This window comes from Rathayibacter sp. AY1B6 (assembly GCF_002932755.1).
Lineage (GTDB): Bacteria > Actinomycetota > Actinomycetes > Actinomycetales > Microbacteriaceae > Rathayibacter.
Genome location: NZ_PSWL01000025.1, coordinates 41,239 through 57,046 on the forward strand (window position 1 = coordinate 41,239; position 15,808 = coordinate 57,046).

Below are 15,808 nucleotides of genomic sequence, written 5' to 3' on the forward strand. Positions count from 1 at the left end.
GCGTCACTTCACCGCCCCGGCCGCCAGGTCGACCCGCCAGAACCGCTGCAGGACGAGGAACATCGCGATCAGCGGCAGGATCGAGAGGAGTGCCCCGGTGATGACCAGCGTGTAGAGCGCCGGCGCGGAGGCGCCCTGGTTGAGCAGCCCGTTCAGGCCGACCGTGAGCGGGAAGAGCGAGTCGTCGCCGAGCATGATGTACGGCAGCATGAAGTTGTTCCAGATCGCGACGAACTGGAAGAGGAAGATCGTCACCAGCCCCGGCAGGAGCATCGGAACGGCGATCCGGGTGAAGATCCCCATCTCCCGGGCGCCGTCGGTCCGGGCGGCCTCGATGACCTCCGTCGGCACGGCGGCCGCGGCGTAGATCCGCGCGAGGTAGATGCCGTAGGGGCTGATGATCTGCGGCAGCAGCACTCCCCAGAACGAGTTGGTCAGCCCCACCTCGGCCAGCAGGAAGTACTGAGGGATCGCGAGGATCACGCCGGGGACGAGGACGCCCATCAGCAGGACGGCGAAGACGCCCTTCCTGCCGGGGAAGTCGAACTTCGCGAGCACGTATCCCGACAGTGCCGATACCCAGGTAGAGGCCACTGCACCGACGCCCGCGTAGAGCGCGGTGTTCAGCATCCAGCGCCAGAACAGACCTCCCCGGTACTGCGCGAGAGCGACCACGTTGTCGATCAGATGCGAGCCGGGCGCGAGCGTGAAGGTGGAGAAGAGCTCGCCGCCGCTCTTCGTGGACGCCGTCACCACCCACAGCACGGGGAAGAGGCAGTAGACGGCGCCGATCAGCAGGATCGTCGTCGCGATCCAGCCCGGACGTCCGCGATCGGGGTCGCGGCGTGCGGTCCTGGACCGTGTCCGCCCGACGGTGCGGGCGGGGGGCCGCTGAAGGATGACGGGCACGGATCAGTCCTCCTGTCCGAAGGCTCGCTTCTGCACGACCCGGAGGAAGAGGAAGGAGACGGCGAAACTGGCGAGCGCGATCACGACGGAGGTCGCGGCGGCGGAGTGGATGTCGTCGCGGGTGAACGCGTCCCGGTAGACGAGCATCAGCGGGGACCAGGAGGTCGAGAGGCTGTTGGTCAGCGGTCGCAGCGTCGTCGGCTCGGCGAACACCTGCAGAGTTGCGACCATCGAGAAGAGCGCCGTCATCACCAGAGCGGGGGTGACGATCGGGATCTTGATGCGCAGCGCGATCTGCAGATCGCTCGCCCCGTCGATCCGTGCCGCCTCGTAGACGTCGGAGGGAATGGCCTGGAGGGCGGTGTGGATGACGATCATGTTGAATCCGACGCCGCCCCAGAGCGCGATGTTCGCGATCCCGAAGACGACGGCGCCGGAGGACAGGATGTCGGGGGCTTCCCCGCCCAGCCGCTCAATCACGTACGCGAAAGGCGAGACGGCCGGCAGGTAGAGGAATCCCCAGAGCAGCGAGGAGATGACGGCCGGTACGGCGTAAGGCAGGAAGATCGAGACCCTCGAGAACGAGACCGCACGGGCCCGCCTCGCGTCGAGGAGGAGAGCGAAGAGGAGCGCGAGACCGAGCATGCACGGGATGAGGACGAGCCCGTAGAGGAGCACCCGTCCGACGCTGGCCCCGAACTCCGGATCGCTGAGCGACCCGAGGTAGTTCTCGATGCCGGCGAAGACCTGCTTCCGGCCGCGGGAACCCAGGCCGAGCCCAACGGCCTGCTTCTTCTGGAAGCTGAGCATGACGGTGTAGAGGATCGGCGCGGCCATGAAGGCGGCGAAGAGCACGATCGCCGGTGCGAGCATCGCATAGGGAGCGAGTACTCGGGCGCGGAAGCCGGTGCCGAGTCGACCTCTCCTCGGCGGCGCGGTCGGGAGAGTCAGGGGTGGGGGAGCCATGCCGAGTCCTTCGGAACGAGAGCGGTCGGGAAGCGGCGCCGGATCCTCGCCGCCGGGAGGCGCGCGGCCCGATGGTGGACGCGGGCCGCGCACCGGTCACTCCACGGAGAAGCCGCTCTTCACGAGGTCGTCGGAGGTGATCCGCTGCATCTCGGCCACGGCGTCGACGAAGGCGGACCGCGTCCTCGCGGCGGCGGCCTTCGCGAACTCGTCGTTGTACGCGCTGAAGGCGACGTTCACGTTCGGCCCGTAGGTGAACGGAGCGACCGACTCGGAGGCGGCGGCGGCGATGTCGGAGAAGTCCCCCTGGGTGCTGAAGAAGTCGGGCGGGCTGCTGAGCGCTGCTCTCGCCGCCTCGGTCGCCGCCGGGTAGACGCCCGCGACCTCGGCGAGTGCCGCGACCGCCACCGGATCCGTGTTCAGCCAGGTCGCGAACTCGGCAGCGGCCGCGGTCTTCTTCGTCTGACTGGTGACTGCCGTGGTGCTTCCTCCCCAGTTCCCGCTGGAGGGGTTCGCGGCGTCCCACTGCGGCAGAGCTGCGGCGATCCACGCGCCTTTCGTGTCGGGGGCGTTGCCGCTGAGCACGCCGGGTGCCCAGACGGCGCTGATCCAGCCGACCTGCGAACCGTCGTTCAACCCTGCGTTCCACTCCGGCGTGTACATCGGCGTGTTGCCGATCGCCCCGGATTCGACGAGCTCTCCCCAGTAGGCCGCGACCTTCTCGGTCGGTCCGGCGTCGATGTCGACGCCCCAGCTCCGGTCGTCCGTCGACCACCAGGAGGCTCCGGCCTGCTGCGCGAGGCCGGCGAACCAGCCCGCGTCGTTGGAGGAGAAGGTGCCCAGGTGTCGGGCCGGGTCGGAGGCGTGGACGGCCTCCGCGGCCGCGGCGTACTCCTCCCACGTCGTCGGGACGCCGAGGCCGAGGCTCTCGAGGATGTCCGCGCGATAGTAGGCCATCATCGGACCCGAGTCCTGGGGGATCGCGTAGACGGCGTCACCTCCGAGCGTGACGGCCGACCAGGTGCCGTCGGAGAAGCTGCCCTCCAGATCGCCGGCGCCTTCGTCGGAGATGTCGGCCAGAGCATCCGCCGCGACGAGGGTGGGGATCTTCTGGTACTCGGCCTGAACCAGATCGGGGGCGCCGCTGCCCGCCTTGACGGCGGTGAGCAGCTTGGTGATGGCGGGGTCGCCGCCGTCCTGCTTGCTGACGGTGACCTGGATCTCCGGGTGGTCCTCGTTCCAGATGTCGACGACCTGATCGAGGTTCGGCGCCCAGGCCCAATACGTCAGCTCGACAGGGCCCGAGGCTCCGTCGTCGAAGCCGGTGGAGCAACCGGTGAGCAGGAGCGCTCCGGTGACAGCGGCGGCGGCGCCGAGGGAGCGGATCCTGCGGAACGGGATGTGCATTCGTCCTCCTTGAAGAAGCTGGTTCGTCGATCCCCGGCGCCTCCGCTCGGGAGGAGGACGGCGGCGTGCCCTGTGAGCGGTTACAGTTAGCCATACGTGTATGGTCCTGTCAACAGTGGCGCAGCCACCCGCACCAGGGCACGACACTGGGACCGCGCACAGCCGAAGGAGACAGCTCGCATGACCACCGCTACCGGCGACACCCCCTCCGCCTTCCGCTACCGGCTCCCCGGAGCCGACGGGCGTCCGCTCCCCCGGGCTCCGTGGATCCCGGGGCGGCCGGGGCTGCGTTACGGAGGCGACTACAACCCCGAGCAGTGGCCGCGGGAGGTCTGGGCGGAGGACGTCGCCCTGATGCGCGAGGCGGGCGTCGACCTCGTCAGCGTCGGGATCTTCTCCTGGGCACTGCTCGAGCCGCAGGAGGGCCGGTACGACTTCGGGTTCCTCGACGAGCTGCTCGATCTGCTGCACGGCGCCGGGATCGATGTCGACCTCGCGACCCCGACGACCGTCCCGCCCGCCTGGTTCTGGAAGGCGTACCCGGACGCCCACCCTGTCACCCGGGAGGGCGTCACCCTGGGCCGGGGCTCGCGCGGCATGGTCAGCCCGAGCTCGCCCGAGTACCGGGCGGCGGCCGTCGCCGTCACGGAGCAGCTCGCGCAGCGCTACGCCGCGCATCCCGCGGTGGTCCTCTGGCACGTGCACAACGAGTACGGCGCTCCGGTCAGCGAGGACTACTCCGACTACTCCGTCGCGGCCTTCCGCGCCTGGCTGCAGGCGAAGTACGCGACGCTCGGCGCTCTGAACGCGGCGTGGGGCACGCTCTTCTGGGGCCAGGTGTACGGGGAGTGGGACGAGATCGACGCGCCACGGGTCGCGGCCACCGTCGTGAACCAGACGCAGCGGCTCGATTTCGCCCGCTTCACCTCGGACGCGCTCCTCGCCTGCTTCACGGCGGAGCGCGACGCGATCAAGCGCTACTCGGACAAGCCGGTCACCACGAACTTCATGGCCACCACCTGCCCCTCGATCGACTACTGGAGATGGAGCAGCGAGGTCGACCTGGTCTCGAACGACCACTACCTGGCCGCAGAGCGCCACGACAACCATGTGCTGCTGGCGATGGACGCCGACCTCACGCGATCTTTCGCCGGAGGGCGTCCGTGGATCCTCATGGAGCACTCGACGTCGGCCGTGAACTGGCAGCCGCGCAACATCGCGAAACGCCCCGGTGAGCTCGCACGCAACGCCGCGAGCCATCTCGCGCGCGGGGCCGACGCGGTCCTCTTCTTCCAGTTCCGGGCCTCCCGGTACGGAGCCGAGAAGTTCCACTCCGCGATGCTCCCCCACGCCGGGGCGCGGACGCGGGTCTGGAAGGAGGTCGTCGAGTTCGGCGCCGACCTCGACCGCCTCTCAGCGGTCCTCGGCTCCGTCGTCCGGACTCGCGTCGCGATCCTGTGGGACATCGAGTCCTTCTGGGCGCACGATCTGGAGTGGCGGCCCTCGGTCGAGCTCGATCACCGCGAGCGGATCGAGGCCTTCTACTCCGCGCTCTGGAAGCGCGGTGTCACGGTCGACTTCGCCCACCCCCACTCCGATCTCAGCGGCTACGGCCTCGTCCTCGCCCCCTCGCTCTACCTGATGGACCGGACGTCGTCCTCGAACGTGACCGAGTACGTCCGCGCCGGCGGCACGTTCGCCGCCTCCTACTTCTCAGGGATCGTCGACGAGAACGACGCCGTGCACGAGGGCGGCTTCCCCGGCGCCCTTCGCGAGGTCCTCGGCCTCTCGATCCCCGAGTTCCTGCCGCTCCGCGACGGCGAGGTCGTCGAGCTCGACTCCGGAGCGCGAGGACGCGGCTGGACCGACGACATCGCCCTCGAGGGCGCGGTCGAGAGAGCGCGGTACGCCTCCGGACCAGCTGCCGGAGGACCGGCGATCACCCGCAACGTGCTCGGCGACGGATCGGCCTGGTACCTCTCCACGCGGCTCCGGGGCGACGACCTCGCGGACTTCGTCGACACCCTGCTCACGGACGCCGGCATCACTCCACCCGCCGAGACAGTGGAAGGGCTCGAAGTCGTCGTCCGCCACGGTGACGTCGCGGACTTCACCTTCCTCATCAACCATGCCGAGACGGACGCCGCGGTCGCGAGCCCCGGCACGCTCGAGCTCATCACCGGCAGCACCGTGGACGGGACCGTGATCGTTCCGGGGAAGGGCGTCCGGGTCGTGCGGCGGGACCACTGAGGATCGACCACCTGCTTCACTCCGAGGTCGAGACCTCGCGGGAACCGCGGGTGCCGCGAAGGTACTCGAAGGTGCGCAGGGATTCGAGGGGACGGCCGTCCGCAGCGAACAGGGCCTGGTTGTCCCAGGCCGATCCGCCGTGACTCCCGCCGACGTGGACCGGGTCGTAGCCCGCGGCGCGGCTCGTGGCCCATCCCGCGCCGAAGCGCTCCCAGAGCGACCGGTTCGCGGCGAGAGCCGATGGAGGACCGACGGGCAGCCAGGCCGGCTCCCAGTAGAAGACGCCGATGCCCGTCGATCCGACATCGCGCACTGCTGCGACGACATCCCGGAGAGCCGTCGCCTGGCCCTGCACACTGATCGGGTACCGGCTCGAAGAGGGAGCAGTGGCGATGACGTTCGGATGCCCGTCGCCGTCCGTCAGGGTGTACGGCCACGAGGTCTCGGCGACCATCACCTTCTTGCCGTAGGTCCGTGAGACCTGGGCCAGCACCTCGGTGAGGTTCGCGGTCGAGCCGTGCCAGTACGGATAGTAGGAGCTCGCGAAGACGTCGTAGCCGACTCCGAAGCGGTGGAGCCCGGCGGCGATCGCCGAGTACCGCCCGACGGATTCCGGGTTCGTGAAGTGCAGAGCGACAAGAGCATGCGGCAGCACTTCCCGCACGGCGGAAGCACCCGCTGCGAAGAGCGCTGCGAGGGAGGCGTCCATCGATGTGGCGTCGCGGGAGTAGCCGGCCATCCCGGTGTTCGTCTCGTTTCCGACCTGAACGACGCGCACGTCGACGCCGGCGTCCTCGAACCTCCGAAGCGCGCTGACCGTGAAGCCTCGCACGGCTGCTGCCGTCGCCTCCGGCGTCGAGCCGGCCCACGACTTCGGAGCCAGCTGACGACCGGGGTCCGCCCAGAAGTCGGAGTAGTGGAAGTCGACCAGCACTCCCAGTCCAGCAGCCGTGGCGCGTCTGCCGACCTCGACGGCTCGCCCGACGTCGACGTTCCCGCCGCCGTAGCCTCGGCCGCGGTCATCGAACGGATCGTTCCACACCCTGACCCGGACCGCCGTGACGCCCGCATCAGCGAGGACGGCGAAGAGATCCGCCGGAGAGCCGCTCCTCTCGCGGAAGACGACCCCGCTCTCCTCGAGGGAGAGGACGGAGGAGACGTCGACACCGCTGAGGAATCCCGTGGACATGCCGTCGACGCGGCTCACGACGACCGGGACACTCGTCGAGGCGGCAGGAGCGACTGGGGCCGGTGCGACCGTCCCGACGGTCAGGCAGGCGATCACAGCGGTGATCGAGAGGTGGAACGTTCTGCTTCGTCGCATGGTCGACCCTTCCGAGCGGTCCGTCACGGAGGAGGAGCCCCGCCGCCGCGGTCACGATCGCCGACCATAGGTTCGAGCGGCCGAGGGAACAACAGCCTTCTCCGTACAGGCGCGGCTTCCACCAGAACTGGCGCGGACGCGGAGACGTGACGACCCTTCCCAAAGGGCTTCACGACGATGAGCCGCTCCCCGCTCGCGCGCCGCAGTCTCACCCGGGCGCCCCGCACCGGGCATCCGCCGCCTTCTCGACGGCGCTTCCTTGACACCGCCGCCGGCCGGTCATCATCATGCAGTCACGACCGGCGGCGGCGTGCCACCGGCGACCCGACAGGAACGGTGCACCGATGCCCACCACGATCTTCGTCAACCTGGCCGTCGCCGATCTCGCCCGGGCGAGAGCCTTCTACGAATCGCTCGGCTACTCGATCGACGAGGGCTTCAGCGACGAGAACGCCGTCAGCGTGGTGATCAGCGACACGATCACCGCGATGCTGCTCACGCGGGAGTTCTTCGCGGAGTTCACCAGCAAGCCGATCATCGACGCCACCACCTCGACCGAGGTGCAGCTCGCCCTCAGCGCCGACAGCAGGGAGGAGGTCGACACGCTCCACGGGAAGGCCCTCGCCGCGGGGGCGACCCCGGCCGGCGAGCAGGACCACGGATTCATGTACTCCAAGAGCTTCGACGACCTCGACGGCCACCACTGGGACTTCGTCTGGATGGACCCGGCGGCGGCAGCGGGCGGCGCACCGGAACTGTCCGTCGAGGAGATCCGAGCGAACACGACGCACAGCTGACCCGCGACCCGCGACGCCGACGGTCGGCGTCCGCGACCCCGCGACGGCACGCCCGCGCAGTCACACTCCGTCACGATCCGACGCGCACTCCCCTCGGCCTGACAGGCTCCCGGCATCCGCCTTCCGGGCGTCTGGACAGGAGCACACCGTGACGATCACTGCACCGGCGACCACCGCGACCACTGCTGCGGCGAGCGCCGCGACCACGACCGCGGCGCCCGCACCCCGTGCCTCCGCGGCGGCAGGCTTCACCACGCGCCAGGTGCACGCCGGTGCCGCGCCCGACGGCGCCCACGGGGCGCGCGTCACTCCCGTGCACCTCAGCGCCGGCTTCGTGTTCGACAGCTTCGAGCACGCCCGCGAGAGGTTCGCCGGGGAGGACGAGGGCTACTTGTACACCCGCAACGGGAACCCGACCACCGAGGAGGTCGAGCGCCGGCTCGCCGATCTCGAGGGCGGTGCCGAGGCGATCCTGGTGGCGAGCGGCCAGGCGGCCACCGCCTCCGCTCTCCTGGGGATCCTGCAGGCCGGTGACCGGGTGCTCTCGTCGCGCCGCTTGTACGAGGGCAACCGCGGGCTGCTGGTGCAGAACTTCGGGCGGCTCGGGATCGGCGTGGACTTCGTCGACGACGCGTCCGACCTCGGCGAGTGGGAGCGCCGGATCGGACCCGACACCCGGGTCCTCTTCGGCGAGCCGATCCCGAACCCGAAGAACGACCTCCTGGACCTCGCGGCGCTGGCCGCGATCGCGCACCGGCACGGGCTCCCGTTCGTGGTCGACAACACGCTCGCGACCCCGTACCTCCTCCGCCCGATCGAGCACGGGGCCGACGTGGTCGTGCACTCGACCAGCAAGTTCCTCGCCGGGCACGGCTCGGCCCTCGGCGGCGTGATCGTCGACGCCGGCACGTTCGACTGGGCGGCGCGCCCCGCGCTCTTCCCGCACCTCAACCAGGAGGAGCGGTCGTTCGGCGGGCGCAGCTGGGCCGAACAGCACGGCCGACGCGCGTTCGTCTCCTACACGCGCGAGATCGTGGTCTCCCGCCTGGGACCGACGCCGTCACCGCTGAACTCCTTCCTGCTGCGGCAGGGCGTCGAGACGCTGTCGCTGCGAGTCGAGCGGCACTCGGCGAACGCCCTCGCCGTCGCCCGCTTCCTCGAGGGGCGGCCCGAGGTCGTGTCGGTGGACTACTCCGGTCTGGAGTCGAGCCCGTCGTTCGCCCTCGCGCAGCGCCTGCTGCCCCGCGGGCAGGGCTCCGTCTTCTCCTTCACCGTGGCCGGAGGAGAGGCGGGCGCGGCCGCCTTCATCGACGCCGTCGAGCTGTTCAGCCACATGACCCACCTCGGCGACGTGCGCTCGCTGGTGCTGCACCCCGCGTCGACCACCCACGCCGGGCGCACCCCCGCCGAGCGCGCCGCCGCCGGGATCCACCCCGGGCTCCTCCGGCTGTCGATCGGGATCGAGGACGTCGACGACCTCCTCCGCGACCTCGAGCGCGGGCTCGCCGCGGTGCGCGCACGCGCCCTCCCCGCACTCGCGGGGGTGTGAGCGTGGCGCGCCGTCAGCACTTCGGCTGGTTCTTCTCCCGCGGCTTCGGACCGCAGGGATGGGGGCACCCCTACCGGGAGTGGAACCACGACTGGACGAAGCCCGGCCTCTACCAGCAGTCGGCGCGCGAGCTGGAGCAGGCCGGCTTCGAGCTGATCGTGATGGAGGACGCCGTCTCGCTCGGCTCCCCGGAGACGCTCGATCTGCGGGTGCGGGGAGCGTACGGCGGGCCGAAGCACGATCCGCTCCTCCTGGCGCCGTACCTGTTCGCAGCGACCGAGCGGATCGGGCTCGCACCGACGATCAACGCCGGCATCACGCCCCCGTACCTCGCCGCCCGGCAGGCCGCGACGCTGCAGCACCTCAGCTCCGACCGCTTCGGGATCAACCTCGTCACCGACGTCGGCAGCGCCCGCCACGTGGGCCTGGAGCCGCTGTCGCACGACTCGGCCTACGACCGGGCCGACGAGTGGATGGCGGTCGTCCGCCGGCTCTGGCACAGCTGGGGCGAGGGCGCGCTGATCGCCGACCCCGGGTCGGGCCGCTACGCCGACGGCACCCGGATCGACGCGTTCCGGCACCGCGGGGAGCACTTCCGCGTGGACGGCCCCCTGAACGCCGTCCCCTTCGCGAACGGCGACCCGATCGTCGTCTCCCCCGGCGGCTCCCCCCGCGGGCTGGCCTTCGCCGGCATGCAGTCGGACGTGCAGCTCGCCCTCGCGCCGCTGGAGGCCCGGGCGGTCCGCGACTACCGGGCGCGCGTGCTCGCCGCGGCCGAGCAGCACGGGCGGACCGCGGACGACCTCCGCGTGCTCTTCGTCGTGAAGCCCGAGATCGTGTCGAGCCCGGAGGAGGCGGCGCGCGTCGTCGAGGCGTCGCGCCACCCCGACGAGGACGCGCTGCGGCGGATCGCGCTCGGCTGGTCGAGCGACTTGGAGACCGACCTCACCGGGCTGGACCTGGACCTCCCCGTCCCGCGGTCGGTGTTCGGCGAGCACGTCTCGCACGGCACCATCGCCGGCCTGTACGGCGGCACGGAGGACGCTCCGCTGCGGGAGCTGCTGACCAGGAAGGCTCGCAAGGGCCGGGTCGCCGACCGCGCCGGCTTCGTCGGCACCGCGGAGGAGTTCGCCGACTTCGTCGAGGAGCTCGGCGACGACGGCGGCAGCGACGGGCTCCTCCTCTCCGGAGACCTGCACCCGGTCACCCTGCACCGGATGCTCGACGACCTCGTCCCCGTCCTGCGGCGCCGCGGGATCCTCCGCGACGAGCTCGCCCCCGGCGGGACCCGCGCCAATCTCTTCGGGACGTAGGGGATCACGCCCCCGCCCCTGTCCCTCCTACCGAACGGCCGATCATGACGAACGAACCCGCCTTCAGCATCACCCTCACCCCCTTCGACGAGGACTACTCGCCGGCGGAGAGCTCCCGGATCACCACCAACTTCGCCAATCTGGCCCGCGGCGAGCGCCGCCGGGAGAACCTCCGGACCGCGCTGCGGATGATCGACGACCGGTTCAGCGAGCTCGCATCCGGCGACGATCCGGACCGTTACACGGTCGGGCTCGACATCGTCTCCGTCGGGCTGCGGCTCAGCGCGGACGGCGAGGACCGGGAGTTCCCCCTGCTGGAGGTCCTGCGCACCAGGATCCTCGATCGCCGCACCGGACGATGTCACCCGGGGACCCTGGGGAACAACTTCTCGTCCTACCTCCGCGACCACGACTTCAGCGTGCGGCTGCCGGCGGTCAACGCCTCGCAGACCGCCTTCACCGTCCCCGACGACTTCGGCGTCCTCCACGGCGCCCTCTTCCAGCACTTCCGGGACTCCGCGCAGTACGCGGAGCTCTCCTCGACGCCGCCCGTCATCTGCATCAGCGTCTCGACGAGCAGGACGTACCGGCGCACCGGGACCCGCCATCCGGTCCTCGGCGTCGAGTACCGGCAGGACGAGCTCTCGCTGACCGACCGGTACTTCGCGGAGATGGGCCTCGGGGTCCGCTTCTTCATGCCGCCCGGCAGCACGGCACCGCTCGCGTTCTACTGCGGGGGCGACCTGCTCGAGGACTACTCGGACCTCCAGCTCATCGCCACCATCAGCACGATGGAGACGTTCCAGAGGATCTACCGGCCCGAGATCTACGGTGCGCGCTCGGCCGCCGCCGACGTCTACCGGCCGGACCTGGAGCAGCAGGACTACGCGCGGCCCGCGGTCGCCTACGACCGCGAGGAGCGCGGCCGGCTCGCGGTCGAGCAGGGACGGTTCGCGGAGGAGCACCTGATGAGGCCGCACGGGGAGCGGCTGCGGCAGTGGGCCGCCGGGTACGCGGGAGCGGTCCGATGAGCGCGCGCGGATCCTCGACGTCTCTCCCGCTCCTGCCCACCTCGATCGCCGGCAGCCTTCCGAAGCCGTCGTGGCTCGCGCAGCCGGAGACCCTGTGGTCCCCGTGGAGACTGGACGGCGACGCCCTGGCCGAGGGCAAGCAGGACGCTCTGCGGGCCGCCGTCCACGAGCAGCACCACCGGGGCCTGGACATCGTCAGCGACGGCGAGCAGACCCGCCAGCACTTCGTCACGACGTTCATCGAGCACCTCGCGGGCGTCGACTTCGAGCGGCGCGAGACGGTGCGCATCCGCGACCGGTACGACGCGAGCGTGCCGACCGTCGTCGGCGCCGTGGGCCTCGAGAAGTCCGTGTTCGCCGACGACGCCCGGTTCCTGCGCGAGCAGACCGATCAGCCGATCAAGTGGGCGCTGCCCGGCCCGATGACGATGATCGACACCCTCTCCGACCGGCACTACGGGAGCCGCGAGAAGCTGGCGTGGGAGTTCGCGGCGATCCTCAACGAGGAGGCGCGGGCTCTCCAGGACGCCGGAGTCGACATCGTCCAGTTCGACGAGCCCGCCTTCACCGTCTTCTTCGACGAGGTGCAGGACTGGGGAGTGGCCGCTCTGGAGAGGGCGGCGGAGGGACTCCGCATCGAGACCGCCGTGCACATCTGCTACGGCTACGGGATCAAGGCGAACACCGACTGGAAGGCGACCCTCGGTTCGGAGTGGCGGCAGTACGAGGAGTCGCTCCCGCTCCTCCAGCAGTCCACGCTCGACATCGTCTCGCTCGAGAGCCACCACTCCCACGTCCCGATGGAGCTGATCGAGCTCGTCCGCGGCAAGAAGGTCATGCTCGGAGCGATCGACGTGGCGAGCGGGACCGTCGAGACTCCCGAGGAGGTCGCCGACACTCTGCGCCGAGCCCTCCGGTTCGTCGACGAGGACCTGCTCCTGCCGAGCACGAACTGCGGCATGGCGCCGCTCCCCCGCGACCTCGCCTGGGGGAAGCTCAGCGCGCTGAGCGCGGGAGCGGCGATCGTCCGCGAGGAGCTCGCGCCCTGACCGGCCCCGGGGAGACGGGTCGCGGCCGGCCCGTCTCCCCGCACGTCCCACCCGCCTCAGCCCTCCGCTCGCGCCTCCTGAGCCGCGATGTCCTTCATCGCCAGGTCCGCCCGGCGGAACTGATCCGTCTCCGGGAGCGCGAGGTGCAGTCCGGCGACGGTCGTGAGCGAGACCGTCACCTCGGCCACGGTCACGTCGAGGACGTGGCCGCCCTTCTCGCGGGCGTCGTCGACGTAGTGCAGGTGGTACCCGGGGACCGACACGGCCTGCTCGAACTGCGGAGTGCGGAAGCCCGCGATCGTGCCGCTGGTGTCGGCGATGCCGGTGACGCTCTGGTGCGCGGTCGCCTCGATCAGGGGAGGGTACGGCTCGGTCTGCTCGCCGACGGTCCGGGTGCGGACCTCGGTGAACCGGCCGTCGATCCGGAGGGCGACGGGGATGTTCCCGCCGTCGACCGCGTCGTCGATCAGCCGGGTGAGTCCGGCGAGACCGGTCGGCTCCTCCACCGTGAACGTCGTGGTCGCGTGGAAGGGCAGCACGGCCGCGAAGGGCGTCCTGTCGTCGCCGTCCGCCACCTGGACGGAGCCGTCGCTGCGCAGGTGGTAGCAGACGCCGTCTACGATCACCATCTCGCCGTCGAGGTGGTTGAAGGTGCCCAGCCCGAGGTCGCCGTGGGTGAGCAGCTCGCGGATCGTCAGGTCCCCGTCGTAGACCCCGGCCAGCAGCGCGGCCATGGTCGAGCTCTGGTAGATCGCGTAGTCGTCGGTCGAGTCGACCGTGTGGGTGCTCATTCGAAGGCGTCCTCGACCAGGTGGGCGGCGATGTCGACGTTGCGGCTGTAGTCGACCGCGACGTCGATGATCGAGACGCCCGGCTCGGCCAGGGACGCCCGGAAGGCCTCCTCGAACTCGGCGAGGCCGCTCACCCTCCTGCCCGTGGCGCCGAACGCCGCCGCGAACTTCTCGATGTCGTAGTCGCCGAGCTGGACCCCGGACTTGCGGCCGTACTTCAGCAGCTGCTGGAAGCCGACCATGTCGTAGGTGTCGTCGCGCATGATCACGTGCGTGAACGAGAGGCCGAGCCGCGTCGCCGTCTCGATCTCGGTCGCGGAGAACAGGAACCCTCCGTCGCCCGAGACGGAGACCACGGGGGTCCCGGGGCGCAGGAGGCTCGCGGCCATGCCCCACGGGAAGGAGACGCCGAGGGTCTGCTGCCCGTTCGAGAAGAGCAGGTGCTTGGGCTCGTACACGCGGAAGTGCCGGGCCATGAAGATGTAGTTCGAGCCGATGTCGCAGGCCACGGTGGCGTCGTCCGAGAGCAGGTCGCGCATCAGGAGCACGAGGCGGGCGGGATCGACGGTTCCGGGAGCCGCGTCGGCGGTCCGCGCCGCGTCGTCGATCCGCTCCAGCTCGCTCCGGTGCCGGGCGACCCGGTCGGCGGCGTCCTCGTCGAGCTGCAGACCGGAGACGAGGGGCGTGAGGGCCGCGACGGTCTGCGCGAGGTCGCCCTTCAGCTCCAGCGCCGGCAGGTAGTGGTTGTCCAGCGGAGCGTCGACGGAGTCGATGTGGACGATCCGGCGGTCGACGTCGCTGTTCCAGATCACCGGGTCGTACTCGACGGCGTCGTAGCCGATCGCGACGACGAGGTCGGACTCGGCGAGGGCGAGGTCGGCGGGCTGGTTCTTGAACAGGCCGACGCGGCCGAGGTAGTGGTCCTCGAGCTCGCGGGAGACGAGGCCGGCCGCCTGGAACGTCTCGATCACCGGCAGCTCCGTCTCGCTGATCAGGGTCCGCAGGGCCGCCACGGTCTCCGGCTCCGACGCGCGGAGTCCCACGAGGAGGACGGGCCGCTCCGCGGTGTTGATCAGGTCGGCGGCGTGGGTGAGGTCCTCGGCGCGGGCCGGACCGCTCGTCGGCCCCGTGGCCGCCCGGGTGATGACCTGCGAGGTCGGCGCGGCCATCACGCTGGCCGACAGCACGACCGCCGCGGCGCCTCGGGGCTCGGTGACGGCGGCGCGGAACGCGTTGCTGACCGCCTCCGAGACGTCGTCCGGATCGGTCGACTCGACCGTGTACTTCGTGACGGTCGTGAGGAAGGCGGCCGCGTCCATCGACTGGTGCGTGCGCTTGAGGCGGTCGGAGAGCTGCACGGCTCCGGCGAGCGCGACGACGGGGTCCTGCTCCGTGTTGGCCGTGAGCAGGCCGGTGGCGAGGTTGGTCGTGCCGGGACCGGAGGTCACGAGGACGACGCCCGGGCTGCCCGTCAGCCGCCCCACCGCGGCGGCCATGAAGGCGGCGTTCTGCTCGTGGCGGCAGACGATCAGCTCCGGCCCCTCGTCCGCGAGGACGTCGAAGACCGCGTCGATCTTCGCTCCCGGGATCCCGAAGACGTACTTCACGCCGTTGGCGGTCAGGGTCTCGATCACCCGCCGTGCACTGCGCGTCTCGACGTTCGGCTGCTCCATGGTCCGCTCCGCTCTCTGCTCGGTTGTACCGACGAGCGTAGGAACGGGGGCACCCGGAGCGACCCGGTCAGATGACTCGTTCTCGCCGGCGGGCCCGCTGCCCGTCGCCCTGCGGCCGCCCCCTGCCCCGGCCGGTCCCGCACTCCTCCTCGGACGGTCCGCACGTGAGCCGCCCCCGCATCCGGGCCGTGCCGCTGAGAAGCCGCACATCCGGGCGCGACGGGCCGGTCCCGGCCCGCCGCGGATGCGAGCATGACCGGAGGAGGCACGGATGCGTGATGCGGTGATGGTCGTGGAGGACGACGTCGAGATGGGCGGGCTCCTCGAGCGCGGTCTCCTCGGCGACGGCTACGACGTCGCCCTCTTCTCCAACGGAGTCGACGCGCTGAACGCGGCGCGCGACGCGGACTACGCCGCGGCGGTCCTCGACGTGATGCTCCCCGGCATGAGCGGCTTCGAGATCTGCCGGCATCTTCGCGCGAGCGGTGCCACGCTCCCGGTGATCCTGCTCACCGCCCGCGACGCACTGCAGGACCGGGTGTTCGGCCTGGACGCGGGGGCCGACGACTACCTCGCGAAGCCGTTCCACTTCGAGGAGCTCTCCGCCCGCCTCCGCGCGATGATCCGCCGCGAGCGCCTCACGAACCGCGCCCCGGTGGCGCTCGGGAACCTGCGCGTCGATCCGTACACGCACGCCGCGACGGTCGACGGCGCCGTGCTGCCCTTGAGTCCGAAGGAGTTCGGAGTGC

13 protein-coding genes are annotated in these 15,808 nt (G+C 70.8%); 7 read left to right on the top strand and 6 right to left on the bottom strand.

The genetic code is table 11. From position 1 onward, the window contains the following. Positions 1 to 3 precede the first annotated feature (3 nt). The 3 genes from C5D08_RS13265 to C5D08_RS13275 all read right to left on the bottom strand — a co-directional run bounded on the left by C5D08_RS13265 (position 4) and on the right by C5D08_RS13275 (position 3,282). Positions 4 to 813 (bottom strand): carbohydrate ABC transporter permease, encoded by an 810-nt coding sequence (locus tag C5D08_RS13265; RefSeq protein ID WP_258062243.1) that lies wholly within the window; start codon positions 811 to 813, stop codon positions 4 to 6. Between the two features lie 99 nt (positions 814 to 912). Further along, entirely contained in the window at positions 913 to 1,875 is a 963-nt protein-coding gene (locus tag C5D08_RS13270) for a carbohydrate ABC transporter permease (RefSeq protein ID WP_104277438.1), read from the bottom strand. A gap of 96 nt (positions 1,876 to 1,971) precedes the next feature. After that, positions 1,972 to 3,282, bottom strand: a complete 1,311-nt coding sequence (locus C5D08_RS13275) for an ABC transporter substrate-binding protein (protein ID WP_104223279.1) — start codon at positions 3,280 to 3,282, stop codon at positions 1,972 to 1,974. A 180-nt stretch (positions 3,283 to 3,462) separates the two neighbouring features. On the opposite strand from C5D08_RS13275, the gene C5D08_RS13280 reads away from it, so the two are divergent. Further along, a complete protein-coding gene (locus tag C5D08_RS13280) occupies positions 3,463 to 5,532 on the top strand; it encodes a beta-galactosidase (protein ID WP_104277439.1) in 2,070 nt (689 codons plus the stop codon). Between the two features lie 16 nt (positions 5,533 to 5,548). Here the strand turns inward: C5D08_RS13280 and C5D08_RS13285 are convergent, their stop codons facing one another. Next, a complete protein-coding gene (locus tag C5D08_RS13285) occupies positions 5,549 to 6,856 on the bottom strand; it encodes a glycosyl hydrolase 53 family protein (RefSeq protein ID WP_104277440.1) in 1,308 nt (435 codons plus the stop codon). A gap of 344 nt (positions 6,857 to 7,200) precedes the next feature. On the opposite strand from C5D08_RS13285, the gene C5D08_RS13290 reads away from it, so the two are divergent. From C5D08_RS13290 to C5D08_RS13310, 5 genes are all read left to right on the top strand, one after another. Beyond that, on the top strand, positions 7,201 to 7,653 hold the full coding sequence (locus tag C5D08_RS13290) for a VOC family protein (protein WP_104257611.1): 453 nt from the start codon (positions 7,201 to 7,203) through the stop codon (positions 7,651 to 7,653). 262 nt (positions 7,654 to 7,915) lie between these two features. Continuing rightward, on the top strand, positions 7,916 to 9,202 hold the full coding sequence (locus tag C5D08_RS13295) for an O-acetylhomoserine aminocarboxypropyltransferase/cysteine synthase family protein (RefSeq protein WP_104277451.1): 1,287 nt from the start codon (positions 7,916 to 7,918) through the stop codon (positions 9,200 to 9,202). Between the two features lie 2 nt (positions 9,203 to 9,204). After that, complete coding sequence (locus tag C5D08_RS13300; RefSeq protein ID WP_104277441.1) at positions 9,205 to 10,515, top strand: LLM class flavin-dependent oxidoreductase; 1,311 nt, start codon at positions 9,205 to 9,207, stop codon at positions 10,513 to 10,515. Positions 10,516 to 10,559: 44 nt separating this feature from the next. Continuing rightward, a complete protein-coding gene (locus C5D08_RS13305) occupies positions 10,560 to 11,546 on the top strand; it encodes a putative oxygenase MesX (RefSeq protein WP_104277442.1) in 987 nt (328 codons plus the stop codon). Continuing rightward, positions 11,543 to 12,595, top strand: a complete 1,053-nt coding sequence (locus tag C5D08_RS13310; RefSeq protein WP_104277452.1) for a methionine synthase — start codon at positions 11,543 to 11,545, stop codon at positions 12,593 to 12,595. Before C5D08_RS13305 ends, C5D08_RS13310 begins: the two co-directional genes overlap by 4 nt. A 56-nt stretch (positions 12,596 to 12,651) precedes the next feature. Here C5D08_RS13310 and budA read toward each other — a convergent pair whose 3' ends face one another. Both budA and alsS read right to left on the bottom strand, forming a co-directional pair. Continuing rightward, positions 12,652 to 13,386 carry an acetolactate decarboxylase gene (gene budA / locus C5D08_RS13315; protein WP_104277443.1) on the bottom strand — a complete coding sequence of 245 codons (735 nt, stop codon included), beginning with the start codon at positions 13,384 to 13,386 and terminating at the stop codon, positions 12,652 to 12,654. Further along, the gene (gene alsS, locus C5D08_RS13320) at positions 13,383 to 15,059 is read right to left on the bottom strand and encodes an acetolactate synthase AlsS (RefSeq protein WP_104277444.1); all 1,677 of its coding nucleotides are present in this window, start codon (positions 15,057 to 15,059) and stop codon (positions 13,383 to 13,385) included. The genes budA and alsS overlap by 4 nt, the downstream gene beginning before the upstream one ends. Before the next feature lie 271 nt (positions 15,060 to 15,330). Here alsS and C5D08_RS13325 point away from each other — a divergent pair. Further along, on the top strand, positions 15,331 to 15,808 hold a 478-nt coding region (locus C5D08_RS13325; protein WP_146086097.1), incomplete at its 3' end, for a response regulator transcription factor.

Bases quoted from the DNA above. Each gene is read 5' to 3' on its own strand.
- alsS (WP_104277444.1), bottom strand. From the start codon at position 15,059: ATGGAGCAGCCGAACGTCGAGACGCGCAGTGCACGGCGGGTGATCGAG.
- C5D08_RS13270 (WP_104277438.1), bottom strand. From the start codon at position 1,875: ATGGCTCCCCCACCCCTGACTCTCCCGACCGCGCCGCCGAGGAGAGGT.
- C5D08_RS13310 (WP_104277452.1), top strand. From the start codon at position 11,543: ATGAGCGCGCGCGGATCCTCGACGTCTCTCCCGCTCCTGCCCACCTCG.
- C5D08_RS13305 (WP_104277442.1), top strand. From the start codon at position 10,560: ATGACGAACGAACCCGCCTTCAGCATCACCCTCACCCCCTTCGACGAG.
- C5D08_RS13275 (WP_104223279.1), bottom strand. From the start codon at position 3,282: ATGCACATCCCGTTCCGCAGGATCCGCTCCCTCGGCGCCGCCGCCGCT.
- C5D08_RS13285 (WP_104277440.1), bottom strand. From the start codon at position 6,856: ATGCGACGAAGCAGAACGTTCCACCTCTCGATCACCGCTGTGATCGCC.
- C5D08_RS13290 (WP_104257611.1), top strand. From the start codon at position 7,201: ATGCCCACCACGATCTTCGTCAACCTGGCCGTCGCCGATCTCGCCCGG.
- C5D08_RS13280 (WP_104277439.1), top strand. From the start codon at position 3,463: ATGACCACCGCTACCGGCGACACCCCCTCCGCCTTCCGCTACCGGCTC.
- budA (WP_104277443.1), bottom strand. From the start codon at position 13,386: ATGAGCACCCACACGGTCGACTCGACCGACGACTACGCGATCTACCAG.